The sequence below is a fragment of the Pseudomonas sp. NPDC088890 genome (assembly GCF_044900155.1).
GTDB classification, from domain to species: Bacteria; Pseudomonadota; Gammaproteobacteria; order Pseudomonadales; family Pseudomonadaceae; genus Aquipseudomonas; species Aquipseudomonas urmiensis.
This window is the reverse complement of sequence record NZ_JBJDNG010000015.1, coordinates 1-25,394: the sequence shown is the minus strand read 5'-3', so window position 1 is coordinate 25,394 and position 25,394 is coordinate 1. Positions and strand designations below refer to the sequence as shown.

The following is a 25,394-nucleotide window of genomic DNA, read 5'->3' as shown; positions in this document are numbered from 1 at the left end:
GGGCCGGGCGCTTTGCGAATGTTGCGGGTGTGGAGGTCATAGTCGGCTCTTCCCTGATGAGGCTTGAGCCATGACCATCAAGGAAAGACCGGGGCGGAACAATAGCTGACGATTAAACGAGAGCCGTCCTACTTGAGTCGGTAAGTTTTCCTACGGAAACCTAGTAAGTATCTTCACCCAGGCTGGCGATGATCGAGCGATAGCTGTGCATCCGCTGCGGTTTGATCCGCCCTTCGTCCAGCGCCTTGAGCAGCGCGCAGCCAGGCTCGCGGTCGTGTTTGCAGTCGCGGAAACGGCAGTTGCCGAGCAGCTCGCTGAACTCGATGAAGCCTGCTTCGACATCATCGCGGCTGACGTGCACCAGGCCGAACTCACGGATGCCCGGTGAGTCGATCAGGTCGCCGCCATTGGGAAAGTGATAGAGGCGGGCGGTGGTGGTGGTGTGCGTGCCTTGCCCGGACCACTCGGAAAGATCGCCCACGCGGGTTTGGGCGGCGGGCAACAGGCTGTTGACCAGCGAGGACTTGCCCACGCCAGACTGGCCGACGAACACACTGATGTGGCCATCGAGCAGCTCTTGCAGGCGCTGCATGCCATCGCCTTGATGCGCGGAAACCTCCAGCAGCGGATAACCCAGGTCGCGATAGACCTCAAGCAGGGCGTTCAGCCCTGGGCCGTTTTCCTCGTTGACCAGGTCGGCCTTGTTCAGCAGCAGCAAGGGGCGGATGCCGGCATGCTCGGCGGCTACCAAGTAGCGGTCGATCAGGTTGGCGTGGGGCTCGGGGGCCGGCGCGAAGACGATCACGATCAGGTCGACGTTAGCCGCTACCGGCTTGAGCTGGCCGTGGTTGTTCGGCCGGCACAGCTCGGTGCTGCGCGGCAGCTGCGCGACGATGACGCCAATCCCTTGGTTGCCCGCGCGCCAAACCACTCGGTCACCGGTGACCAGTGCCGGCAGGTTGGCCCGCAAGTGGCAGCGGAAGATCTGCCCGGCGACTTCGCCGTCCTGCGCCTCGACCTCGACCTGTACGCCAAAGTGGGCGATTACCAGGCCAAATTGCTCCGGCCCCAGGTCGCCACCCTCCAGTTCCTGCAAGGCATGTTGCTCGCGTTTGGCGGCGCGTGCGGCGCGCTCGCCCTGGATTTTTTCGATGCGCCAGTTCTGGCGGCGATTGAGCTGGCGTTTGGCCATGAAGGTTCCGTGTTGGCGGGGCAGAAAGAAAACGGCTGGCAGTTTAGCACGCTCCACCTGTGTGCCATCCGGTTACCTTTTTGCGCGCGACTGCATCGACATCGGCCGCTAGGGTAAGATGATGGCCTATTCGAGGAGCGCCTTCATGGACAACACACAGAACCTGATCTGGATCGATCTGGAAATGACCGGTCTGGATCCGGACAACGACGTCATCATCGAGATGGCCACCATCGTCACCGACAGCAACCTCAATACCTTGGCCGAAGGCCCGGTGATCGCCATCCACCACAGCGATGAAGTGCTGGCGCGCATGGATGAGTGGAACACCCGCACCCACGGCGCCTCCGGTCTGACCCAGCGCGTGCGCGAAAGCCGCATCAGCATGGCCGAGGCCGAGGCTGAAACCGTCAAGTTCCTCGAACAATGGGTGCCCAAGGGCAAGTCGCCGATCTGTGGCAACAGCATCTGCCAGGACCGGCGCTTCCTGTATCGCCACATGAAAACCCTGGAAAGCTATTTCCACTACCGCAACCTCGACGTCTCCACGCTCAAGGAGCTTGCCGCGCGCTGGGCGCCGGATGTGCGTGACAGCTTCAAGAAGGGCAGCACGCACCTGGCGCTGGACGATATTCGCGAGTCGATCGCCGAGCTGCGTCACTACCGCGAGCACTTCATCAAGGTCTGAGCATCGCGTGCGCCGATCAGACTCGGCGCGCCCTCTTTTGGTGCTCTGAACAACTGGGTAGACTGCGCGCCTTTCCTGCACGGACAGCCACCATGTTGTTGATGCTCTACCTCATCGCCATTACCGCCGAAGCCATGACCGGTGCCTTGTCTGCCGGTCGTCGCGGGATGGACTGGTTTGGAGTGGTGCTAATCGCGTGCGTGACTGCCCTGGGTGGCGGTTCGGTGCGCGATGTGCTGCTCGGGCACTACCCGTTGACCTGGGTGAAGCACCCCGAGTACCTGGTACTGACCAGCTTCGCCGCGCTGCTGACCATCTTCATCGCGCCGTTGATGCGCCACCTGCGTTCGCTGTTCCTGGTACTCGATGCGCTGGGGCTGGTGGCCTTTACCCTGATTGGCTGCATGACCGCGCTGGAAATGGGTCAGGGCATGCTGGTGGCGTCGATCAGCGGGGTGATCACTGGGGTGTTTGGCGGCATTCTGCGGGATATCTTCTGCAACGACATTCCCTTGGTGTTCCGCCGCGAGCTGTATGCCAGCGTGTCGTTTGCCGCTGCGTGGTTCTATCTGGGCTGCGTGCACTTTCAGGTGCCAGCGGAGCAGGCGATGCTGCTGACCTTGTTTGGCGGGTTCCTGGTGCGTTTGCTGGCGATTCGTTTCCATTGGGAAATGCCCAAGTTCCACTACAACGACCAGCAGTGATTTCGTCGCGGGGCAAGCCCGCTTCCACATGAGTTCAGAGTGGAGCTGTGCGCGCCTCATGCTGGGCCAGCGCCCACTCCACATGCTCCCTGACTAGCTCCGACGGATACTCGCGGCGCGCCTGTAACGCCTCCAGCACTGGGATCGTCGAAGGCGCATTGCCCAGCCCCACCGCCAGGTTGCGCAACCAGCGCTCATAACCGGCCCGGCGCAGCGGCGAGCCCTCGGTGTTGCCCAGGAAGGTCGCCTCGTCCCACAGAAACAGCGCAGCCAACTGCGCATTATCCAGCCCATGGCGCGGCTTGAAGTCGTTCTCCTGGGTTGGCCGGGCAAAGCGATTCCACGGGCAGACGATCTGGCAATCATCGCAGCCAAACACCCGATTACCGATCAGTGGTCGCAGCTCGACGGGTATTGCCTGCTTCAATTCGATGGTCAGGTACGAGATGCAGCGCCGCGCATCGAGCAGGTAGGGCCCGACAAACGCCTGGGTCGGGCAAACGTCTAGGCACGCCTGGCAACGCCCACAGTGCTCGCTGGCCTGCGCTTCATCCACCGGCAGTGGCAGGTCGACGAACAGTTCGGCGAGAAAGAAGTAGCTGCCCGCCTTGCGGTTGAGCAGCAGGGTGTTCTTGCCGATCCAGCCTAGCCCGGCTTGCTGGGCAATGGCTTTCTCCAGCACCGGGGCACTGTCGACAAAGGCGCGAAAGCCAAACGGGCCAATGGCTTGCTGCACCCGATCGGCCAGATGCTGCACGCGCTTGCGCACCAGCTTGTGGTAGTCGCGACCCAGGGCATAGCGCGATATATAGGCTTTGTCTGGCTGCGCCAGCAGCTGCGCCATGCGCGTGTCGCCGGGCAGGTAGTCCATGCGCAGCGAGACCACGCGCAAGGTTCCGGGCACCAGCTGGTCGGGATGGGCGCGTTTGCTGCCGTGCGCAGCCATGTAGTCCATCTCGCCCTGATAGCCCGCGTCGAGCCAGCGTTGCAGGTGCTGCTCATGCTCGCCAAGGTCTACACCAGCGATACCGACATGGGCGAAGCCGAGTTCACGGCCCCAATCCTTGATCGATTGGGCCAGCGCGGCGAGGTCAGGAGTACAAGCGGACATGGATGACAGGCATTACAGGCTCAGGTGCGTATAATTCTGCCAGACATCGGAGCCTTTGACCCCATGCCCCAGACCAAACACCCTGCCAACCCGGTAAAACTGCTCAGCCGTGCCAGCTTGGACAGCCTGCCGCCGCGCCGCCCAGACGCCCAAAAAGGTGACTTTGGCCACGTGCTGGTGGTCGGAGGCGACCTGGGTACCGGCGGTGCGGTGTTGCTCAGTAGCGAAGCAGCGCTGCGTTGTGGGGCTGGCCTGGTGAGCATTGCCACGCGGCCCGAACACGTGCCCGCAGCCCTTGCTCGTCTACCTGAAGCCATGTGCCTGGGGGTGAATTCGGCCAATCAGCTGATGACCCTGCTGGAACGGGCATCGGTGCTGGTGGTAGGCCCTGGCCTGGGCCAGGCGGCTTGGGGGCGCAGCTTGCTGTCGGCAGTTGCCAATGCCGAGCGCCCCCAAGTGTGGGACGCCGATGCCCTAAACTTGCTGGCCCGCACACCCTTGGCCCTGCCCAGCGCTAGCATTCTTACCCCGCACCCGGGTGAGGCAGCGCGGTTGCTTGGGGTGTCGACCGAAGCCGTGCAGGCCGACCGACCGGGCGCTGCGCGCAAGCTGGCGCGCAAATATGCCAGCGTCTGTGTGCTCAAGGGCGCTGGCACCCTGGTCGCTGACCCGGCGGGGCAGTTGGCGCTGTGCGGGCGAGGTCATCCTGCGATGGCCGGCGCAGGCCTTGGCGATGTGCTTACCGGGGTGCTGGCGGCGCTGCTGGCGCAGGGCCTGGACGCCTGGTCGGCGGCTTGCCTGGGCGTCTGGCTGCATGCCTGTGCCGGCGAGCGCTTGGGGGTAAAAGGCAGAGGCCTGGCAGCCAGTGATCTGCTGCCGGTCATTCGTGAATTATTGGAGGAGCATTCAGCGTGTCAGGTGTAACCCTGTTTCTGGCCGACGAAGAGGCCACCGTGGCCTTTGGCGGGCAATTGGCCCAGGTGACCGGCGGTCATGGCGTGATTTTTCTCGAGGGCGACCTGGGGGCCGGTAAAACCACCTTGTCGCGCGGCTTGATCCGCGGTTTGGGCCATGTCGGCCCGGTCAAGAGCCCGACCTTCACCGTGGTCGAACCCTACGAGATTGGCGCGGTGCGCGCTTTCCACTTCGACCTGTATCGGCTGGTCGATCCGGAAGAATTGGAGTTCATGGGGATACGCGATTACTTCGAGGATGATGCCTTGTGCCTGTTCGAATGGCCCCAGAAAGGTGCGGGCGTTTTGCCAAAGCCTGACCTGACCATTACCATAAGCCCGCAAGCGGGCGGGCGCTCGCTGTATCTGTCGCCGCAGGGGCCTCGCGGCGAAGCCTGGTGCACCGCGCTGGCCGAACAATTCAAACAGTAAATGGGGATAGGTATGCGCATACGCGCACTGGTCGCCGTTGTCGGTCTGCTGCTCACAGCGGTCACCGTCAACGCTCTGGCCGCCACGCAAGTCAAGAGCATGCGTCTGTGGCGCGCGCCAGATAACACACGGCTGGTCTTCGACCTGTCCGGCCCGGTGCAGCACAGCGTGTTCACCCTGAGCGCGCCGGATCGGCTGGTCATCGATATCAACGGTGCGACCTTGGCCGCGCCGCTCAACGTCTCCACATCCAATACACCGATCAGCAGTGTGCGTTCGGCCCAGCGTACGCCTACCGATCTGCGCGTGGTGGTCGACCTGAAAAAAGCAGTCACGCCGAAAAGCTTCACCCTGGCTCCCAATGCCCAATACGGCAACCGCCTGGTGGTCGATTTGTACGACCAGGAAGCCGATGCCATCGCGGCCAGCACGCCGACGCCGCCACCGGCACAAACTCCGGCTACCACTCCGGCTGTTCCGGTAACGCCGACCCAGCCTGCGATCAAGCTGCCACCGGCGCCAAGCGGCAAGCGCGATATCGTGATCGCCATCGATGCCGGGCACGGCGGTGAAGACCCGGGCGCCTCGGGTTCGCGTGGTCAGCACGAGAAAGACATCGTGTTGCAGATCGCCAAGGAGCTGCAACGCCAGATCAACAGTGAGAGGGGCTATCGGGCGGAACTCACGCGCACCGGTGACTACTTCATTCCGCTGCGCAAGCGCACCGAGATCGCCCGCAAGAAGGGCGCCGACCTATTCGTCTCTATCCACGCCGACGCCGCACCCTCCAAGGCTGCTTTCGGCGCCTCGGTGTTCGCCCTGTCTGACCGGGGTGCTACGTCCGAGACTGCGCGCTGGCTGGCAGACACCGAAAACCGTTCCGACCTGATCGGTGGCGCGGGCAACGTCAGCCTGGACGACAAGGACCGTATGCTCGCGGGCGTGCTGCTCGACCTGTCGATGACCGCCACCCTCAGTTCCAGCCTCGATGTGGGGCAGAAGGTGCTGGGCAACATGGGGCGCATCACTTCGCTGCACAAGCGACGCGTGGAGCAGGCAGGCTTCATGGTGTTGAAGTCGCCGGATATTCCCTCGATCCTGGTAGAGACCGGCTTTATTTCCAACGCCAACGAAGCTGCCAAGCTGGCGACCAGGAGCCATCAGCAGGCCCTGGCACGCTCGATCCATACCGGCGTGCGCCAGTACTTCCAGCAAAGCCCGCCACCTGGCACCTACATTGCCTGGTTGCGTGACAGCGGCAAGATTGCCCAAGGCCCGCGTGACCACACTGTGCGTCCAGGCGAAACCCTGGCGATGATCGCCGTGCGTTACCAGGTTAGCGTGGCCAGCCTGCGTAGCAGCAACGGCCTCAAGACTGATGAGCTGAAGGTTGGCCAGCACCTGGATATTCCCGGCACGACCCTGGCGTCGCAACAATGAGTGGTGGTTCGCGCATCCAGTTGCTCAGCCCGCGACTGGCCAACCAGATCGCCGCCGGCGAAGTGGTCGAACGGCCCGCCTCGGTGGCCAAGGAGCTGCTGGAAAACAGCCTCGACTCTGGCGCCAAGCGCATTGAGGTCGAGGTCGAGCAGGGCGGCGTCAAGCTGCTGCGCGTGCGTGACAACGGCAGCGGCATCTCGCCTGACGACTTGCCGCTGGCCCTGGCGCGCCATGCCACCAGCAAGATCCGCGAGCTGGAAGACCTCGAAGGGGTGTTGAGCCTGGGCTTTCGGGGTGAGGCGCTGGCCTCGATCAGCTCGGTGGCGCGCCTGACCCTGACCTCGCGCACGGCCGATGCCAGCGAGGCTTGGCAGGTCGAGACCGAAGGCCGCGACATGACCCCGCGGGTGCAGCCTGCGGCGCACCCGGTGGGGACCTCGGTCGAAGTTCGCGACCTGTTTTTCAATACGCCGGCTCGACGCAAGTTCCTCAAGGCCGAGAAGACCGAGTTCGACCATCTTCAGGAAGTTATCCGGCGGTTGGCTTTGGCCCGATTCGATGTCGGCTTCCACCTGCGCCATAACGGCAAGACCATTCTCAGCCTGCACGATGCCCCCGACGAGATTGCGCGGGCGCGGCGGGTCGGTGCGATCTGCGGACCGGGCTTTCTCGAGCAGGCGCTGCCGATCGATGTCGAGCGCAATGGCTTGCGCTTGTGGGGTTGGGTTGGCCTGCCGACGTTCTCGCGCAGCCAGGCCGATTTGCAGTACTTCTTCGTCAACGGCCGCGCCGTGCGCGACAAGCTGGTCGCCCACGCGGTGCGCCAGGCCTACCGCGATGTGCTGTTCAATGGCCGCCACCCGACCTTCGTGTTGTTCCTTGAGCTTGAGCCCAACGGCGTCGACGTCAACGTTCACCCGACCAAGCATGAGGTGCGCTTTCGCGAAGGCCGCACAGTGCACGATTTCCTCTACGGCACCTTGCACCGGGCCCTGGCCGATGTGCGTCCGGAAGACCAGCTGGCGGCCCCGGCGGCGGCCAGCGAGATGGTCCGGCCCAGCGGACAGCAGGCGGGCGAATTTGGCCCGCAAGGTGAAATGCGCCTGGCCTCACCGGTATTGGAACAGCCGCAGGCACAACCGCAGCAGTTTTCCAGCTCCGGTGCTGGCGCCGGTTATCAGTATCAGTACACGCCGCGCCCATCGCAGCCGTTGCCCGTTGCCGAGGCCCAGGCAGCCTACCGCGAGTTCTTCGCGCCACTGCCTGGTGGTGCACCATCATCCTTGCCCGAAAGCCAGGGTGATGTTCCGCCACTGGGCTATGCCCTGGCTCAGCTCAAGGGCATCTACATCCTGGCCGAAAACGCCGTCGGTCTGGTGCTGGTGGACATGCATGCCGCCCACGAGCGGATCATGTACGAGCGGCTCAAGGTGGCCATGGCCAGCGAAGGCTTGAGCGGCCAGCCGCTGTTGGTGCCGGAGTCTCTGGCACTGAGCCAGCGTGAGGCCGATTGCGCCGAAGAGCATGCGCAGTGGTTCCAGCGCTTGGGCTTCGAGTTGCAGCGCCTGGGGCCGGAAAGCGTGGCCATCCGCCAGATTCCGGCGCTGCTCAAGCAGGCTGAAGCCAATCGCCTGGTCCAGGACGTACTGGCAGACCTGATGGAATACGGCACCAGCGACCGCATCCAGGCGCACCTCAACGAGCTGCTCGGCACCATGGCCTGTCACGGCGCCGTGCGCGCCAACCGGCGCCTAGCCATTCCCGAGATGAATGCGCTGCTGCGCGACATGGAAAACACCGAACGCAGCGGCCAGTGCAACCATGGTCGGCCGACCTGGACCCAGATGGGCCTGGACGATCTGGACAAACTTTTCCTGCGCGGTCGATGAAATGAGCGGTAAACCCCCAGCAATATTCCTCATGGGCCCGACAGCGGCCGGCAAGACCGACCTTGCTATCGAGCTGACCAAGGTCCTGCCGTGCGAGTTGATCAGCGTCGACTCGGCGCTGGTCTACCGCGACATGGATATCGGCACCGCCAAGCCTTCCAAGGAACTATTGGCCGCCTATCCACACCGTTTGATCGACATCATCGACCCGGCCCAGAGCTACTCCGCCGCACAATTTTGTACCGATGCCCTGGCCGCCATGGCCGAGATCAGCGCGCGCGGCAAGATCCCGCTATTGGTCGGCGGCACCATGCTTTATTACAAGGCGTTGATCGATGGCTTGGCCGATATGCCTGCCGCCGACCCTGCGGTGCGCGCCGAGCTTGAAGCCCAGGCCAGTGCGTTGGGCCTGGCTGAATTGCACCGGCAGTTGGCTGAGGTCGACCCCGAGTCGGCCGCACGCATCCACCCCAATGACCCGCAACGGCTGATCCGCGCGCTGGAAGTGTATCGGGTCAGCGGCGAGAGCATGACGGCCCATCGCCAGCGGCAATTGGCCGAAAGTAGCGGCGCAGACGCAGGCGCGGGCGGACATTTGCCCTATACTGTCGCCAGTCTGGCGATTGCTCCTACAGATCGTCACATTTTGCATCAGCGAATTGCGCTACGATTTTCGCAGATGCTGGAACAGGGCTTCGTCGACGAGGTCCGAAAGCTGCGCGCCAGAAGTGACTTGCACGCGGGGCTGCCGTCTATACGGGCAGTGGGGTATCGGCAGGTCTGGGATTACCTGGATGGCAAGCTAGATGAGAATGAGATGCGCGAACGCGGTATCATTGCCACTCGCCAGCTGGCCAAACGGCAGTTCACCTGGTTGCGCGGCTGGTCCGACGTACACTGGCTGGACAGCCTGGCCTGCGACAATCTGTCCCGCACCTTGAAATACCTTGGGTCCGTCTCCATATTGAGCTGAGTCCCTGCAATTGCCGTCTACTCTTGCGAATGGGCGGCGTAATTATCGAATTTTCGTGTTTTTTACTATTGATCCTTACAGGAGTGCGGCATATGTCAAAAGGGCATTCGCTACAAGACCCTTACTTGAACACCTTGAGAAAAGAAAAGGTCCCGGTTTCGATCTATCTGGTCAACGGGATCAAGCTGCAGGGCTCGATCGAATCTTTCGACCAGTTCGTGGTACTGCTGAAGAACACCGTCAGCCAGATGGTCTACAAGCACGCTATCTCGACCGTGGTCCCAGCTCGTCCGGTTCGCCTGCCAAGCCCGTCCGATTCCGAGAGCGGCGACAGCGAGCCAGGCAACGCCTGATAGGAGCCTGCATTGTTCTTTGAGCGCCACGGTGGTGGTGAGCGAGCGCTGCTCGTTCACTTGGAAGGTCAGAACCCTGAGGCGCGCGAAGACCCGCAGGAGTTTCAGGAACTGGCACTGTCGGCCGGAGCTGAGATCGTTTCGCTGTCTACAGTGACGCGGCACCAGCCTACCGCCAAATACCTGATTGGCAGCGGCAAGGTCGAAGAGTTACGCGACCTGGTCAAAGCCGAACAGGTAGATCTGGTGATTTTCAATCACACCCTCACGCCCAGTCAGGAGCGCAACCTCGAACGAGTCTTCGAGTGTCGCGTGCTCGACCGTACCGGGCTGATTCTCGACATTTTCGCCCAACGGGCGCGTACCCATGAAGGCAAGCTGCAGGTCGAACTGGCCCAGCTGGAGCACATGAGCACGCGGCTGGTGCGCGGCTGGACCCACCTTGAGCGGCAGAAGGGTGGTATCGGCCTGCGCGGTCCGGGTGAAACCCAGCTTGAGACTGACCGGCGCTTGCTGCGGGTGCGCCTGCGGCAGATCAAGGCACGCCTGGAGAAGGTTCGCAGTCAGCGTGAGCAGGCGCGGCGCGGGCGTAAGCGCGCGGATATCCCATCGGTGTCGCTGGTGGGCTATACCAACGCCGGCAAGTCGACCTTGTTCAACGCCCTCACCGAATCCGACGTCTACGCCGCCGACCAACTGTTCGCCACCCTCGATCCGACCCTGCGCCGTTTGCAGCTCGATGACCTGGGGCCGATCGTGCTGGCCGACACCGTGGGCTTCATTCGCCACTTGCCGCACAAGCTGGTCGAGGCATTTCGGGCTACGCTCGAAGAGTCGAGCAACTCCGACCTGCTGCTGCATGTGATCGACGCCCATGAGCCAGAGCGCATGGAGCAGATCGAGCAGGTGTTGGCAGTATTGGGCGAGATCGGTGCTGAAGGCTTGCCGATCCTTGAGGTCTATAACAAACTCGACCTGCTCGAAGATGTCGAGCCGCAGATCCAGCGCAATGCCGATGGCAAGCCGGAGCGGGTCTGGGTATCGGCACGTGATGGACGTGGCCTGGAGTTGGTAGGCCAGGCGATTGCCGAATTGCTGGGGGATGATCTGTTTGTCGGAACCCTGCGCCTCGAACAGCGTTTTGCTCGCCTGCGCGCGCAATTCTTTGAACTAGGGGCAGTGCAAGGCGAGGAACACGACGATGAAGGCAGCAGCTTGTTGAGCGTGCGCCTGCCCATGATCGAGCTCAATCGCCTGGTCAGCCGCGAAGGCATGGAGCCGCAAGCGTTCATTGCGCAACACACTTTGCAATAAATGCCCGTCGAGGTCGCTGGGCAGCCGTGACAGGCATTCTGTAGCATTGGACGGCGCGCCGTGGGCGCGTCTTTGCTTTATCAGATGGAGAGCGCTATGGCTTGGAACGAGCCGGGTGGCAACTCGAACAATCAGGATCCCTGGGGCGGCCGCCGTGGCGGCGGCGGTGGTGGCGACAAGAAAGGACCACCGGATCTCGACGAGGCCTTCCGCAAGCTGCAGGACAGCCTGAACGGCATGTTCGGCGGCAGCAAAAAACGCGGCGGTGGTGACCGCAATATCGGCAAGGGTGGCGGCTACGGCCTGCTGGGCATAGGCCTGGCGGTGTTGGCTGCGATCTGGCTGTACAGTGCCGTGTACGTGGTCGACGAGCAGGAGCAGGCAGTCGTGCTGCGCTTCGGCAAGTACTATGAGACCGTGGGTCCAGGCCTGAACATCTATTTCCCGCCGATCGACCGCAAGTACATGGAGAACGTCACGCGTGAGCGTGCGTACACCAAGCAGGGGCAGATGCTCACCGAAGACGAGAACATCGTCGAGGTGCCGCTGACCGTGCAGTACAAGATCACCAACCTGCAGGACTTCGTGCTTAACGTCGACCAGCCGGAAGTGAGCTTGCAGCATGCGACCGACAGCGCCCTGCGCCACGTGGTGGGTTCCACTTCGATGGACCAGGTGCTGACCGAAGGCCGTGAGCAGATGGCCGTGGATATCCGCGAACGCCTGCAACGCTTCCTCGACACCTACCGTACCGGTATCACCGTCACCCAGGTCAACGTACAGAGCGCGGCAGCCCCGCGTGAAGTGCAGGAAGCCTTCGACGACGTGATCCGGGCCCGGGAAGACGAGCAGCGTGCCCGCAACCAGGCTGAGTCCTACGCCAATGGCGTGGTGCCGGAAGCCCGTGGTCAGGCCCAGCGCATCATCGAGGATGCCAACGGCTACCGCGATGAAGTGATTGCCCGCGCCAAGGGTGAGGCCGACCGCTTCACCAAGCTGGTCAGCGAGTACCGCAAGGCGCCGGACGTCACCCGTCAGCGTCTGTACCTGGAGACCATGCAAGAGGTCTACAGCAACTCGAGCAAGGTCATGGTGGCAACCAAGGACGGGCAGAACAACCTGCTCTACCTGCCACTGGACAAGATGGTCGAAGGCAGCCGCAATACGTCGGCCGCGGCCGCCAGCAGCACGTCGCCATCGGTCAACGATGCGGCCGTGCGTGCAGCGCAGGATCTGCAACAGCAACAACAGTCGCTGCGTACTAGGGAGAGCCGCTGATGAGCAATAAATCGCTGATCGCCCTGATCGCCGCAGTTGTGCTGGCTATCGTGGCCTGGAACAGCTTCTACATCGTGGCCCAGACCGAACGTGCGGTATTGCTGCAATTCGGTCGTGTGGTTCAGGCCGATGTTCAGCCTGGTCTGCATGTGAAGATCCCGTACGTCAACCAGGTGCGCAAGTTCGACGCCCGCCTGATGACCCTGGATGCTCCGACCCAGCGCTTCCTGACCCTTGAGAAGAAAGCGGTAATGGTCGACGCCTACGCGAAATGGCGCGTGAAGGACTCCGATCGCTTCTACACCGCGACTTCGGGCCTCAAGCAGATCGCTGATGAGCGTCTGTCGCGTCGTCTGGAAAGCGGCCTGCGTGACCAGTTCGGTAAACGCACCCTGCACGAGGTAGTTTCCGGTGAACGTGACGCGCTGATGGCTGACATCACCGCTTCGCTGAACCGCATGGCTAACAAAGAGCTGGGTATCGAGGTGGTCGACGTGCGCGTCAAGGCCATCGACCTGCCGAAGGAAGTCAACCGCAGCGTGTTCGATCGTATGAGCACCGAGCGTGAGCGTGAAGCGCGTGAGCATCGCGCCAAGGGTAACGAGCTGGCTGAAGGTATCCGCGCCGATGCCGACCGTCAGCGTCGCGTACTGCTCGCCGAAGCGTATCGTGAGTCCGAAGAAACCCGCGGTGATGGTGACGCCCAGGCGGCTGCCATCTATGCCAAGGCCTACAGCCAGGACGCTGATTTCTATGCGTTCCACCGTAGTCTGCAGGCCTATCGCGCAAGCTTCTCGAACAAGAGCGATGTGCTGGTCCTGGATCCGAAGAACGAGTTCTTCCGCTACCTGGACAAGAGCAAGCCCTGACTCGGGTAAACCCCGCCTGGCAGCTAAAACTGCCGGCGGGGTGCATCCTGACAGAAAAGGGGTGTATGATGAGTCAGCCGGGAAATTTCCCGGCTTTTTTGCGTCTGCAAGGTTGATTGCCCATTAGGGATCAGCCTGCGCGCTAGTAATTTGAGGGTATTGGCACGGCGGTAGCGCTGGGATTAGTGCTGCCTGCTGCTGTGGGCCAATGCCTGCTTCACTGACGGCTCGCCCACTGGCAGGCCGCCCGGACCAGAGGGGAAATGGCGTAATGGCAACGGTAGACCGCTGGCTGCTGCCAGATGGCATCGAGGAAGTACTGCCACCTGAAGCCGCGCGCATCGAGATCGCGCGTCGCCAGGTGTTGGACCTGTTCCAGAGTTGGGGTTACGAACTGGTCGTTACCCCGCATATCGAGTACCTGGAATCGCTGCTCACCGGTGCCAGCCAGGACCTGGACCTGCATACCTTCAAGGTGGTCGACCCGCAGTCTGGCCGCCTGATGGGCTTCCGTGCCGACTTCACCCCACAGGTTGCGCGTATCGATGCGCACACCCTGCGCCGCGAAGGCCCGAGCCGCCTGTGCTATGCCGGTAGCGTGCTGCACGCCCAGCCACGTCAGTTGTCTACCTCGCGCAGCCCGATCCAATTGGGCGCCGAGCTGTACGGCGATGCCAGCCCGACCAGCGACGTCGAGGTCATCAGCCTGATGTTGGCGATGCTGCAGCTGGCCGATGTGCCGGATGTGCACATGGACCTGGGCCACGTCGGTATCTACCGCGGCCTGTCGCGCGCCGCCAACCTGTCGGGCGATGCCGAGCAGCAGCTGTTCGATGCCCTGCAGCGCAAGGCGGTCGATGAAGTCAACGCGTTGACTGCCGACCTGCCGAAGGACGTCGGCAACATGCTGCGCGCCCTGACCGAACTGTGCGGTGGTCGCGAAGTGCTGGCCGAGGCCCGTGTACGCCTGGGCCGTGCGCCGGCCAGTGTGCTGGCTGCCCTGGATGACCTGCTGGCGATCGCGGATCGCCTGGCAGCGCGCTATCCGGACCTGCCGCTGTACTTCGACCTTGGCGAGCTGCGCGGTTACAACTATCACACCGGCGTGGTGTTCGCCGTGTTCGTACCAGGGGTCGGTCAGTCGATCGCCCAGGGCGGACGCTACGACGACATCGGCGCCGACTTTGGCCGGGCACGCCCGGCTACCGGTTTCTCCACGGATTTGAAGACCCTGGTCACACTGGGGCGAGCGGAGGTCGTATTGCCGTCTGGCGGGATCTGGATGCCCGACAGCGGTGACGCGACCCTCTGGCAGATGGTCTGCCAGTTGCGCAACGAGGGCCAGCGTGTGGTTCAGGCTTTGCCTGGGCAGCCGCTGAGTGCTGCCCTTGAGGCGGATTGTGATCGGCAATTGATTCAGCAAGACGGGCGCTGGCAGGTTCTGCCGCTGACCCATTGAGATTTTTCGGTCGGCAGTAGGCCGGCAACCAAGTTTGCGTGAATGAGGACAAGTGTTATGGGTAAGAATGTCGTCGTCCTGGGCACCCAATGGGGTGATGAGGGCAAAGGCAAGATCGTTGATCTGCTGACCGAACATGCTGCCGCCGTAGTGCGCTACCAGGGCGGTCACAACGCGGGCCACACCCTGGTGATCAACGGTGAGAAAACCGTTCTGCACCTGATTCCTTCTGGCATCCTGCGTGAAGGCGTGCAGTGCCTGATCGGCAACGGCGTGGTCGTTGCTCCTGATGCCTTGATGCGTGAAATCACCAAGCTCGAAGAGAAGGGTGTACCGGTACGTGAGCGCCTGCGCATCAGCCCGGCTGCGCCGCTGATCCTGTCCTACCACGTAGCGCTGGACCAGGCCCGTGAAAAGGCCCGTGGCGAAGCCAAGATCGGCACCACCGGTCGTGGTATCGGCCCAGCTTACGAAGACAAAGTGGCCCGTCGCGGCCTGCGCGTGGGCGATCTGTTCCACCGCGAGCGTTTCGCTGCCAAGCTCGGTGAGCTGCTGGACTACCACAACTTCCAGCTGGTCAATTACTACAAAGAGCCGGCCATCGACTTCCAGCAGACCCTGGACGAGTGCATGGCCTACGCCGAGCAGCTCAAGCCGATGATGCTCGACGTCACCGCCGAGTTGCACAACCTGCGTCGCGCCGGCAAGGACATCATGTTCGAAGGTGCCCAGGGCTCGCTGCTGGACATCGACCACGGTACCTACCCGTACGTCACCAGCTCCAACACCACTGCTGGCGGCATCTCCACCGGTTCCGGCGTTGGCCCGATGTACCTGGACTACATCCTCGGTATCACCAAGGCCTACACTACTCGTGTCGGTTCCGGTCCGTTCCCGACCGAGCTGTTCGACGAGACTGGCGCCACCCTGGCCAAGCGCGGCCATGAGTTCGGCTCCACCACCGGTCGTGCTCGTCGTTGCGGCTGGTTCGATGCCGTCATCCTGCGTCGCGCCATCGACGTCAACAGCATCTCGGGCATCTGCCTGACCAAGCTGGACGTACTCGACGGCCTGGAAACCATCAACATCTGTGTTGGCTACAAGAACGAGAATGGTGCAGTGATCGATGCGCCTTCCGATGCCGACAGCTACATCGGCCTGGAGCCAGTGTACGAAGAGATGCCAGGCTGGAGCGAGTCGACCCTCGGTGCCAAGACCCTGGAAGAGTTGCCAGCCGCTGCTCGCGCCTACATCAAGCGCATCGAAGAGCTGACCGGCGCGCCGATCGACATCATTTCGACCGGCCCGGATCGCAACGAAACTATCGTTCTGCGTCATCCGTTCGCCTGATTCGCCGTCTAGGCTGATCGAACGCCGCGTTCCCGCAAGGGGCGCGGCGTTTTTTTTGAAAGACAATCACGTAATCCTTGTAGGCGCTGGCTCGTCTGCGATGCAGCGCGCAGCGCTGCCAAATAAGTGCCGCGCCAATCACTCCTGCACAGACCAGCATAAACTTGGCGTTTATGCCTGCTGCCTCCGGCACAACCCTTGCTGTAAAAACGCTCTGTAGATGCCATCAAAACAATGGCGCCAGAAGCACGAGGGTTTCACCGTGTCTGCCATCCTCTCACTGTTACGAAGCCGCCTTTTGCGGCCTGTGTTTGTTGCCTTGGGTATCGCTCTTTTGGTGCAGGTGCTGGTTGCCGTTGCGCTGACCCGGAGCACGGTCACCGCCTTGGAAGCCGATCTTGGCGAGCGCCTGGGTGCCGACAGCCGCAAGCTGGCCAACGAGCTGGAACTGGCTGGCCAGGATGTGCGCAGTGGGCTCGACAACCTCTCCTCCAGCACTCGTCAGCGTCTGAGCAGTGGCCTGTCCACGCGCTTGGAAAGCGAGCAGCAACAACTGCGCGCGACCCTGGAGAAAAACCTCAAGGATTCGGCCAACGACATGGCCGAACTGCTTGCCTCGGTTGCCCCGCGGGCGATCTGGGACAACGACGTGCCAGTGCTCTCGGACTTCGCCCGGCGTGCCCAGCGCAACCCCAACGTACTGTTCGTGATCTATGACGACGCCCAGGGTCAGCACCTGACGCGCTATCTGAACCGGCAAAACCCGATCAACCAGGCGCTGATGGACAAGGGCCAGGGCGAGCGGGCGCTGGATAAAGTGCTGGACGCTGCGCGTAAAGACCCGTCGGTGTACTACGTCGAGGCCTCGATCAACCCTAACGGGGCAGAGATTGGCAAGGTTTTGATGGGGGTTTCGACAGCGGGTGTCGAGCAGGAGCTCAAGGCGCTGGATCAGCGTTTCGCGGCGCTGATCGGCAGTGGTGAGCAACTGGTCGGCGACAGCCTGGGCGCTGCAGCGGCAGACAGCGGCAAGGCCCTGCGCGCACGTCTGGAGACGGCGCAGAACAGTGCTACTGCCATGCAAGCCAATACTGCCCAGACCGTTCGTGAGGCCGCGGGTGAGTTGCGTTGGCGTATCGGCCTTGGCCTGGTGCTGGTCGGCCTAGGGGTGTTGCTGGTGGTGGCCGTGGTGCTCGGCAGGCGTGTAGTCAACAAGCTGCGCCTGCTGATTGCTGCCTTGAATGATCTAGCTGCCGGCGAAGGCGACCTGACTAAGCGGGTGACCCTCGACAGCCGGGACGAGATTGGTGACATGGCTTCGGCAGTCAACCGCTTTGTCGACAAGCTCCAGCCGATCGTGCGTGAAGCAGGCGAAGTGGCCCAGCGTACCGGCGTAGAAATCGGCGCCATGACCCAGCGCAGCGCAGGTGCTGACGCTGCCGCCGCGCTGCAGCGTGATGAGGTGGCGGCGAGCCTGCGCGATCTATCGAGCATGGCCGATGAGGCCCAAGCCGAAAGTCATGCGATGCAGGCGGCCTTGCAGCAGGTGGTGGACATCCGCCAGGCCACTGACGAAAACAGTCGGACCTCGACCCAGCTGGCCGGCCTGATCGAAAACCTCGCCGGCCAGGTCGATGCGGGCTCGCAGGTGATCGAGCGGTTGGCCAAGCAGAGCGAGCAGATCGAGGTGGTGCTGACCGTGATTCATGGCATCGCCGAGCAGACCAACCTGCTGGCCCTCAATGCCGCTATCGAGGCGGCGCGTGCGGGTGAGACTGGCCGCGGCTTTGCCGTGGTGGCCGATGAGGTGCGGGCGCTGGCGAGCAAGACCCAGAGTTCGACGGGCGACATTCAGGCGCATATCGTTGCCCTGCAGCAGGGGGCCAAGGAAGCCGTGGCGACCATCAGCCAGGCGGGGCGCCAAGCCAGCGAAGGGCTGCTGGTGCTGCGCGATAACGAGCGTCGGCAGCGGTCGGTGCAGGCGGCGGTCGAGCAGGTGCATGCGGCGATTGGTTTGGCTACGCGCGCAGCCGAGCAGCAAGCGCATGGCGCGCAGGCGGTCAGGGGGAGGGTCGAGACCATTCATGCGCAGGCCGAGCAGTCGGCGCAGGTAGTGATGCAGACCACCGCCAGCGGTAAGGTCTTGGATGATTTGGCTGCGCAGTTGCGCGCGAGCCTGGGGCAGTTCAGGGCCTGAGCGAATTTGGGGCTGTTGCGCAGCCCCAAACGCTCAAGCGCAAGACATAACAGGTTATGCCTTGTTCAAATACATCCGCGTAGTCAGCAAATAAACCGGCAACCCCGAAACCACAATCAGCAGCGCCGCATAAGGCGCGGCCGCCGCGAACTCGACATTGGCGGTATGCGCCCACACCTCAGTGGCCAAGGTGGTCATCCCGGTCGGGCTAAGCAGCAGGGTCGCTGTCAGCTCCTTCATCGCATCCAGGAACACCAACGCAAACGCCGCCGCCAGCGCTGGGAAGATGATCGGCAAGGTCACCCGGCAGAACGCGCTGAAGCTGCTCGCGCCCAGCGTGCGAGCGGCTTCTTCCAGGGTCGGCGACGCCTTGTTCAGCGCCGTGCGCACCGGCGCCTGGGCCAGCGGCAGGAACAACAGCGCATACGCCAGGATCAGCAAAGCGGTGGTCTGGTACAGCGCCGGCACATAATGCAGGGCGAAGAACACCAGGGTCAGGGCAATCACCAGCCCGGGCAGGGCATGCAGCAGATAGGGCAGCCGTTCGGCCCAGATCGCCAGGCGACCTTTATAACGCACCACCAGGAAGCTGATCGGCAACGCCAGCAGCACGCAGAAACCAGCTCCGCCCAGCGATACCGACAGTGATGTGAACAGCGCTTTGCTGATTTCACCCACCGGGAACGCCGCCGATGAGCCGACGCTCAGCCAGTAGCCGAGCATGGCCAGGGGAATCCCGCTGCCTAGAATCGCCAGAGCCAGGCAAAACACCTGCGCCAACGGCATCCAGCCACGCAGCTTCACCGGCTGCGCGCGACGCGCAACGCCCTGGCCAATCCGCACATGCCGCGCCTTGCCGCGCACGCGCAGCTCCAGGGTCAGCATCACCAGGCACAGCGCCAGCAACACCGCCGATAGCATGGCGGCGTTGGCGTTGCTGAACTCCAGCTCGAACTGCTGATAGATCGCCGTAGTGAACGTCTGCAAGCCCAGGATCGACAGGGCGCCGAACTCCACCAGCATGTGCAGGGCGATCAGCAGGGCGCCGCCGAGCATCGACGGCCACAGCAGCGGCAGCGTGACCTTGAAGAACACCCCCCAACGGCTGCAACCCAGGGTGCGCGCCGACTCCTCCAGGGAGGTGTCGACATTGCGCAGGGTGGCGGCTACTGGCAGGAATACCAGCGGGTACTTGGACAGCGCCATGACCAGGATCGCCCCGCCCAGCCCTTCGAAGTCCGAGCTCAGCGACACCCAGGTGAAGCTGCTGACGAACGACGGCACGGCAAATGGCAGGCACAGCACCACGCCCCACAAACGCCGCCCTGGCAGGTCGCTGCGCTCGAGCAGCCAGGCCAAAGCCAGGCCGACCACCATGCACACCAAGGTGACCCCCACCATCAACAGCATGGTGTTGCGCATCAAGCCCCAGACGAAGGGACGCCAGAGCAGGTGCAATGCTTCCCGCCAGCCGGCCTCCCAGGCCTTGAGCGCGACGTACAGCAACGGCAGCAAGCTCATCGTCACCAGGAACAGGACAGGCAGCACCACCCAGATCGAGGGGCGCTTGCGGCGCGGCACGAAACGCGCCTGGGCCGAGAGGGGCAGGGCGGCAGTCATTAGAGCAGGCCGACCTCGCGCTCAAGCTCAAGGGCTTCCTCGGCGTTACCAAGGTCGGCTGGGGTGATCTGCGGCGGACGCAGTTCTTCGAACGGCTTCAGGCCCTGGTCAGAGACCATGCCTTTATGCAGCGGGTATTCGGCGGTGGTCTGGGTGATCACGCGCTGGCCTTCCTCGCTGGCCATCCAGTTGAGCAGGGCCTGGGCTTCTTTCGGGTGCTTGCTGGCCTTGACTGCGGCGGCGCCGGAGATGGTCACCAGGCCGCCGGCGTCGCCGTCTGCCAGGTAGTACAGCTGCGAATCCAGCTGGCCGCGCTCACGCTTGAGGGCATACCAGTAGTAGTTGTTGACCAGCACGGCATCGACTTCGCCTTTTTCCACGGCCTTCAGGGCGACCATGTTGTTGGTGTAGGTCTTGCCGAAGGCTTTCAGGCCAGTCAGCCACTCTTCGGCGGCATCGCGCCCGTGCATCTTGAGGATGGCCACGGCTTGCTCCTGAAAGGCGCCGCTGGTCGGCACGAAGCCCACGCGGCCATCCCATTCGGGGTTGGCGAAGTCCATCACCGATTGCGGCAGGTCTTTCTCGTCGATCTTCTTCGGGTTGAACACCACCACGCGGGTGCGCGCGGTCACGCCCATCCAGCTGCCGTTGGCAGCAACGTATTCCTTGGGCAGCATGTTCAGGGTGGCGTCGTCGATCTTGGCCAGCAGGCCCAGCTCGCCAAGGTTGTTCAGCGGCGGCGACTCTTCGGTATAGATGACGTCGGCAGGCGAGCGGTCGCCTTCCTCGATGATCTGGCTGGCCAGCTGGTTGCTGCTGCCTTTGCGGATGTTGATATGAATGCCGGTCTTGGCCTCGTAGGCCTTGGCGATGGCTTCGCCGATTTCCTTGTGCTGACCGTTGTACAAAGTCAGGCTGACCGGGTCGTCTGCCATGGCGGCCGGAGCGCCGATCACCAGGCTCAGAACAGCGGCGGCCAGGGTGCGCATCAGCGGTTGCGGACGGATCGTCATGCGGGTACTTCCTCGCTTACGGCTACATATTTGGAAACAATGGTAAACGAAATTGTTTCTCAAGTGGCCGAGTGACGAGAAATTCATGAGCAGACTATCGTTCAATTTCCCGCCAGAACCTGCATGCGCATAGGCAGCTAATAAGGTGGGGACAAAAAACGCAGGCAAGAAAAAACCCACTAGCAAGCTAGTGGGTTTTTATATGGTGCCCAGGAGAAGACTCGAACTTCCACGATCTTGCGATCACTGATACCTGAAACCAGCGCGTCTACCAATTCCGCCACCTGGGCAAATCTTTACATCTACAGCGTACTGCGATGAATCTCTTGCTGACTGACAGATAAGCCTGTTATCTATCACTCGAAATATTTGGTGCCCAGGAGAAGACTCGAACTTCCACGACCTTGCGGTCACTGATACCTGAAACCAGCGCGTCTACCAATTCCGCCACCTGGGCACACTCGTTGAAATCACATGATGCTTTACAACATCGTTCATCTCAACTACAACGTCGGGTGTCCGTCGTTGTGGTGCGCACTATACGGACGCCCTATGAGGCTGTAAACCCCCCGAATCAAAAAAAATTCAAAAAATTCAACTTGTTGATTCCATAGGCCTTACCCAGCGCACAAGACCCTCAGACGGGGGCTGTCCAAGGCCGACATTTCCGGTTTCAATACGCCTATGCCAAACTTCTACTCTATATACCCCAAGGTGAACCCCTTCTGATGGCCGATTGGCAATCCCTCGATCCCGAGGCCGCCCGCGAAGCGGATAAATACGAGAATCCTATTCCCAGCCGTGAGCTGATCCTGCAACACCTTGCCGACCGCGGCGAACCGGCTGCGCGAGAGCAGTTGGCGGCGGAATTCGGTCTGCACGAGGAAGACCAGATCGAAGCCCTGCGCCGCCGTCTGCGTGCCATGGAGCGTGACGGTCAGCTGATCTATACCCGGCGCGGCACCTATGCCCCGGTAGACAAGCTGGACCTGATCTGCGGACGCATCTCTGGCCACCGCGATGGTTTCGGCTTCCTCATCCCTGACGACGGCAGTGACGATCTGTTCCTCAGTCCGTCGCAGATGCGCCTGGCGTTCGATGGTGACCGTGGCCTTGCCCGTGTCTCCGGTACCGACCGCCGTGGCCGCCGTGAAGGCGTGCTGGTCGAAATCATCTCCCGTGCCCACGAAAGCGTGGTCGGCCGTTACTTCGAAGAAGGCGGCATCGGCTACGTGACCCCGGACAACCCGAAGATCCAGCAGGAAGTGCTGGTGACTGCCGGGCGTAACGGCGGCGCCAAGATCGGTCAGTTCGTCGAAATCAAGATTACCCACTGGCCCACCCCGCGCTTCCAGGCGCAAGGTGATGTGGTCGAGGTGATCGGCAACTACATGGCTCCAGGCATGGAAATCGACGTTGCCCTGCGCAGCTACGACATCCCGCATGTCTGGCCGCAAGAGGTGATCAAGGAAGCGCGCAAGTTCCGCTCCGAAGTCGAAGAGAAGGACAAAGAGAAGCGCATCGACCTGCGCCACCTGCCATTCGTCACCATCGACGGTGAAGATGCCCGCGACTTCGACGACGCTGTCTACTGCGAGCCACAGGGCAAACTGCGCCTGTTCTCCGGCGGCTGGCGCCTGTATGTGGCGATCGCCGACGTTTCCAGCTACGTACGCCTGGGCTCGGCCCTGGACATCGAGGCGCAGCAGCGCGGTAACTCGGTGTACTTCCCTGAGCGGGTAGTGCCGATGCTGCCTGAGGAGCTGTCCAACGGCCTGTGCTCGCTGAACCCGCACGTCGATCGCCTGGCGATGGTCTGTGAAATGACCATCAACAAGTCTGGCCAGATGGTCGACTACCAGTTCTACGAAGCGGTGATCCACTCGCACGCGCGCCTGACCTACAACAAGGTCAGCAGCATGCTCGAGCATGCCCGTACCCGCGAAGGCAAGGCCCTGCGCGAGGAATACAAAGAGGTTGTCCCGGATCTCAAGCACCTGTATGCCCTGTACAAGGCATTGCTGGCGGCGCGCCATACTCGTGGCGCGATCGACTTCGAGACCCAGGAAACCCGGATTATCTTCGGTGATAACCGCAAGATCGACGAAATTCGTCCGACCGTGCGTAACGAAGCCCACAAGCTGATCGAGGAATGCATGCTGGCGGCCAACGTTGCCACCGCCGAATTCCTGCAAAAGCATGGCGTGCCTTCGCTGTACCGCGTGCACGATGGTCCGCCACCGGAGCGTCTGGAAAAACTGCGCGCCTTCCTCGGTGAGCTTGGCCTGTCCCTGCACAAGGGCAAAGAGCCTTCGCCGAAGGACTATCAGGCGCTGCTGGCGAGCATCGCCGGTCGACCGGATTTCCACCTGATCCAGACCGTCATGCTGCGTTCGCTGAGCCAGGCGGTGTACAGCACCGAGAACAACGGCCACTTCGGCCTGAACTACGAGGCGTATACCCACTTCACCTCGCCGATCCGTCGTTACCCCGACCTGCTGGTGCACCGCGCCATTCGCAGCGTGATCCGCTCCAAGGTCGATACCCCGCACGTCAAGCGGGCCGGCGCGATGAGCATCCCCAAGGCGCGCATCTACCCGTACGACGAGCCGACCCTGGAGCAGATGGGCGAGCAGTGCTCGATGACCGAGCGCCGTGCCGACGAGGCCACTCGCGACGTGGTCAACTGGCTCAAGTGCGAGTACATGAAAGACCGCGTGGGCGAGATCTTCCCAGGCGTGATCACTGCCGTTACCGGCTTTGGCCTGTTCGTCGAGCTGACTGATATCTACGTCGAAGGCTTGGTGCACGTCAGTGCCCTGCCAGGCGACTACTACCACTTCGATGCGGTGCATCACCGCCTGTCGGGTGAGCGCAGCGGTCGCAGCTTCCGCCTGGGCGACACCATCGAAGTCAAGGTCATGCGCGTTGACCTCGACGAGCGCAAGATCGATTTCGAAGTCTCTCAGGCAAGCGCCAGTGCAGCCGTTGGCCGCAAGCGTGCGGCTGCTGATGGTGCAGCGCCTGCCAGCAAGGCCAAGCCCGGCGAGCAGCGTGAAGCCAAGGTCGAAGCGAAAATCGATCCGGCGCCACGTCGTCGCAAGAGCGAAGCCGCTGATGCCTACTTCCCCAAGGACGCGGTGCAGCGCAACGCCGAGGTGCGCAAGAGCCGCGAGATGAAGAAGGCGCTGATGGGCGAGGCGCGCAACGCCCCGTCCTCGAGCAAGTCGGACAAGGGCGGCAAGTCGGCCTCCGGCAAGCCCACCAAGCACCGCAAGGGGCCGCCAAAATCGGGCGCGCCACGTAAGAGCAAGAGCAAGTCATGAGTCAGCTGGAAAAAATCTACGGCGTGCATGCCGTGCAGGCGCTGTTGCAGCACCACCCCAAGCGGGTCAAGCAGATCTGGCTGTCCGAAGGCCGTAGCGAGCCGCGCGTTCAAGCGCTGCTCGCGCTGGCTGGAGAAAACCGCGTGCCGGTTGGCCAGGCCGAGCGCCGCGAGATGGACACCTGGGTCGAAGGCGTGCACCAAGGTGTGGTTGCCGAGGTGAGCCCGAGCCAGGTGTGGGGCGAGCTGATGCTTGAGGAGTTGCTTGAGCGTACCGAGACGCCGCCGCTGATTCTGGTGCTCGACGGCGTCACCGATCCGCACAATCTCGGCGCCTGCCTGCGTACCGCCGATGCCGCCGGTGCTACAGCGGTCGTGGTGCCCAAGGACAAGTCGGCAACCTTGACCCCGGTCGTGCGTAAAGTGGCCTGCGGCGCCGCCGAGGTGATTCCGCTGGTGGCGGTGACCAACCTGGCGCGCACCCTGGAAAAACTGCAGAAGCGTGGCCTGTGGGTGGTTGGCACTGCGGGGGAGGCTGAGCAGGAGATCTATCAGCAGGACCTGACCGGTCCGCTGGTCATGATCATGGGCGCTGAAGGCAAAGGCATGCGCCGGCTGACCCGCGATCATTGCGATTTTCTGGTGAAGCTGCCGATGAGCGGCAGTGTCAGCAGCCTGAACGTTTCTGTCGCGACAGGCGTTTGCCTGTTCGAGGCCGTTCGCCAGCGCCAGATCAAGCGCTGATCGAGAAGGGGCCGCTTACGCGGCCCAGTGGTTGATGGCATTTGGATATGTTTGCGGTTGTTCAAATAATCGCCAATTACCTTGCTTGTGCGTCCGGCCTTCTCTACAATTGCGCCCCTTGCCCAGCAGGCAGGCGCGCATGTGCCTACTGTCCAAGGCAAGACATACAGTGTCATTCACTCCTTGTCTGACCAGATTCGCTGGCAGACTACTAACCCGTAAGGAGCATTCATGCGTCATTACGAAATCATCTTCCTGGTCCACCCGGATCAGAGCGAGCAAGTCGGCGGCATGGTTGAGCGTTACACCAAGCTGATCGAAGAAGATGGTGGCAAGATCCACCGCCTGGAAGACTGGGGCCGTCGTCAACTGGCCTACGCAATCAACAATGTTCACAAGGCTCACTACGTGATGCTGAACGTTGAGTGCACCGGCAAGGCCCTGGCCGAGCTGGCAGACAACTTCCGCTACACCGATGCCGTGTGCCGGA

General features: G+C 62.4%; 21 protein-coding genes and 2 tRNA genes. 17 read left to right on the top strand and 6 right to left on the bottom strand.

What is annotated here, in order from left to right; translation table 11 throughout:
* Positions 1 to 160: 160 nt before the first annotated feature.
* Entirely contained in the window at positions 161 to 1,192 is a 1,032-nt protein-coding gene (gene rsgA, locus ACI2JX_RS22920; protein WP_264236755.1) for a small ribosomal subunit biogenesis GTPase RsgA, read from the bottom strand.
* 145 nt (positions 1,193 to 1,337) lie between these two features.
* Between rsgA and orn the strand changes: the two genes are divergently transcribed.
* Positions 1,338 to 1,880 carry an oligoribonuclease gene (orn, locus tag ACI2JX_RS22915; RefSeq protein ID WP_312154954.1) on the top strand — a complete coding sequence of 181 codons (543 nt, stop codon included), beginning with the start codon at positions 1,338 to 1,340 and terminating at the stop codon, positions 1,878 to 1,880.
* Between the two features lie 92 nt (positions 1,881 to 1,972).
* Positions 1,973 to 2,584 carry a trimeric intracellular cation channel family protein gene (locus ACI2JX_RS22910; protein WP_186555608.1) on the top strand — a complete coding sequence of 204 codons (612 nt, stop codon included), beginning with the start codon at positions 1,973 to 1,975 and terminating at the stop codon, positions 2,582 to 2,584.
* A gap of 34 nt (positions 2,585 to 2,618) precedes the next feature.
* Here the strand turns inward: ACI2JX_RS22910 and queG are convergent, their stop codons facing one another.
* Positions 2,619 to 3,695 carry a tRNA epoxyqueuosine(34) reductase QueG gene (gene queG / locus ACI2JX_RS22905; protein WP_404691041.1) on the bottom strand — a complete coding sequence of 359 codons (1,077 nt, stop codon included), beginning with the start codon at positions 3,693 to 3,695 and terminating at the stop codon, positions 2,619 to 2,621.
* Between the two features lie 63 nt (positions 3,696 to 3,758).
* Between queG and ACI2JX_RS22900 the strand changes: the two genes are divergently transcribed.
* The 12 genes from ACI2JX_RS22900 (at position 3,759) to ACI2JX_RS22845 (ending at position 18,202) form a co-directional block, all read left to right on the top strand.
* Positions 3,759 to 4,619, top strand: coding sequence for an NAD(P)H-hydrate dehydratase (locus ACI2JX_RS22900; protein ID WP_368971306.1), 861 nt, complete (start codon positions 3,759 to 3,761; stop codon positions 4,617 to 4,619).
* The gene (gene tsaE / locus ACI2JX_RS22895; protein ID WP_186555605.1) at positions 4,607 to 5,080 is read left to right on the top strand and encodes a tRNA (adenosine(37)-N6)-threonylcarbamoyltransferase complex ATPase subunit type 1 TsaE; all 474 of its coding nucleotides are present in this window, start codon (positions 4,607 to 4,609) and stop codon (positions 5,078 to 5,080) included. The genes ACI2JX_RS22900 and tsaE overlap by 13 nt, the downstream gene beginning before the upstream one ends.
* A complete protein-coding gene (locus tag ACI2JX_RS22890; RefSeq protein WP_264236759.1) occupies positions 5,081 to 6,520 on the top strand; it encodes an N-acetylmuramoyl-L-alanine amidase in 1,440 nt (479 codons plus the stop codon).
* Positions 6,517 to 8,409 (top strand): DNA mismatch repair endonuclease MutL, encoded by a 1,893-nt coding sequence (gene mutL / locus ACI2JX_RS22885; RefSeq protein WP_186555603.1) that lies wholly within the window; start codon positions 6,517 to 6,519, stop codon positions 8,407 to 8,409. The genes ACI2JX_RS22890 and mutL overlap by 4 nt, the downstream gene beginning before the upstream one ends.
* Position 8,410: 1 nt before the next feature.
* The gene (miaA, locus tag ACI2JX_RS22880; protein WP_368971305.1) at positions 8,411 to 9,382 is read left to right on the top strand and encodes a tRNA (adenosine(37)-N6)-dimethylallyltransferase MiaA; all 972 of its coding nucleotides are present in this window, start codon (positions 8,411 to 8,413) and stop codon (positions 9,380 to 9,382) included.
* Positions 9,383 to 9,474: 92 nt separating this feature from the next.
* Positions 9,475 to 9,735 (top strand): RNA chaperone Hfq, encoded by a 261-nt coding sequence (gene hfq, locus ACI2JX_RS22875; protein ID WP_028631835.1) that lies wholly within the window; start codon positions 9,475 to 9,477, stop codon positions 9,733 to 9,735.
* A 12-nt stretch (positions 9,736 to 9,747) separates the two neighbouring features.
* On the top strand, positions 9,748 to 11,049 hold the full coding sequence (hflX, locus tag ACI2JX_RS22870) for a ribosome rescue GTPase HflX (RefSeq protein ID WP_368971304.1): 1,302 nt from the start codon (positions 9,748 to 9,750) through the stop codon (positions 11,047 to 11,049).
* 96 nt (positions 11,050 to 11,145) lie between these two features.
* On the top strand, positions 11,146 to 12,327 hold the full coding sequence (hflK, locus tag ACI2JX_RS22865) for an FtsH protease activity modulator HflK (protein WP_264236763.1): 1,182 nt from the start codon (positions 11,146 to 11,148) through the stop codon (positions 12,325 to 12,327).
* On the top strand, positions 12,327 to 13,196 hold the full coding sequence (gene hflC, locus ACI2JX_RS22860) for a protease modulator HflC (protein WP_186555599.1): 870 nt from the start codon (positions 12,327 to 12,329) through the stop codon (positions 13,194 to 13,196). Before hflK ends, hflC begins: the two co-directional genes overlap by 1 nt.
* Positions 13,197 to 13,467: 271 nt before the next feature.
* Positions 13,468 to 14,655: an ATP phosphoribosyltransferase regulatory subunit gene (locus tag ACI2JX_RS22855; protein WP_368971303.1), complete on the top strand. Its 1,188-nt coding sequence runs from the start codon at positions 13,468 to 13,470 to the stop codon at positions 14,653 to 14,655.
* A gap of 57 nt (positions 14,656 to 14,712) precedes the next feature.
* Positions 14,713 to 16,005, top strand: coding sequence for an adenylosuccinate synthase (locus tag ACI2JX_RS22850; protein WP_012316474.1), 1,293 nt, complete (start codon positions 14,713 to 14,715; stop codon positions 16,003 to 16,005).
* Between the two features lie 262 nt (positions 16,006 to 16,267).
* Entirely contained in the window at positions 16,268 to 18,202 is a 1,935-nt protein-coding gene (locus tag ACI2JX_RS22845) for a methyl-accepting chemotaxis protein (protein ID WP_404691040.1), read from the top strand.
* A gap of 54 nt (positions 18,203 to 18,256) precedes the next feature.
* On the opposite strand, the gene ACI2JX_RS22840 is transcribed toward ACI2JX_RS22845, so the two are convergent.
* From ACI2JX_RS22840 to ACI2JX_RS22825, 4 genes are all read right to left on the bottom strand, one after another.
* Positions 18,257 to 19,822 carry an iron ABC transporter permease gene (locus ACI2JX_RS22840; protein WP_264236766.1) on the bottom strand — a complete coding sequence of 522 codons (1,566 nt, stop codon included), beginning with the start codon at positions 19,820 to 19,822 and terminating at the stop codon, positions 18,257 to 18,259.
* Positions 19,822 to 20,835: an extracellular solute-binding protein gene (locus ACI2JX_RS22835; RefSeq protein WP_264236767.1), complete on the bottom strand. Its 1,014-nt coding sequence runs from the start codon at positions 20,833 to 20,835 to the stop codon at positions 19,822 to 19,824. Before ACI2JX_RS22835 ends, ACI2JX_RS22840 begins: the two co-directional genes overlap by 1 nt.
* Before the next feature lie 203 nt (positions 20,836 to 21,038).
* Positions 21,039 to 21,125: transfer RNA gene (locus tag ACI2JX_RS22830), tRNA-Leu, on the bottom strand.
* An 80-nt stretch (positions 21,126 to 21,205) separates the two neighbouring features.
* A tRNA-Leu gene (locus tag ACI2JX_RS22825) sits at positions 21,206 to 21,292 on the bottom strand.
* A gap of 271 nt (positions 21,293 to 21,563) precedes the next feature.
* On the opposite strand from ACI2JX_RS22825, the gene rnr reads away from it, so the two are divergent.
* The 3 genes from rnr to rpsF all read left to right on the top strand — a co-directional run.
* Complete coding sequence (rnr, locus tag ACI2JX_RS22820; RefSeq protein ID WP_186555594.1) at positions 21,564 to 24,161, top strand: ribonuclease R; 2,598 nt, start codon at positions 21,564 to 21,566, stop codon at positions 24,159 to 24,161.
* Positions 24,158 to 24,904, top strand: coding sequence for a 23S rRNA (guanosine(2251)-2'-O)-methyltransferase RlmB (rlmB, locus tag ACI2JX_RS22815; RefSeq protein WP_264236769.1), 747 nt, complete (start codon positions 24,158 to 24,160; stop codon positions 24,902 to 24,904). Before rnr ends, rlmB begins: the two co-directional genes overlap by 4 nt.
* A gap of 231 nt (positions 24,905 to 25,135) precedes the next feature.
* Positions 25,136 to 25,394: 30S ribosomal protein S6 (rpsF, locus tag ACI2JX_RS22810; protein WP_404691039.1), on the top strand; the 259-nt coding region annotated here is incomplete at its 3' end.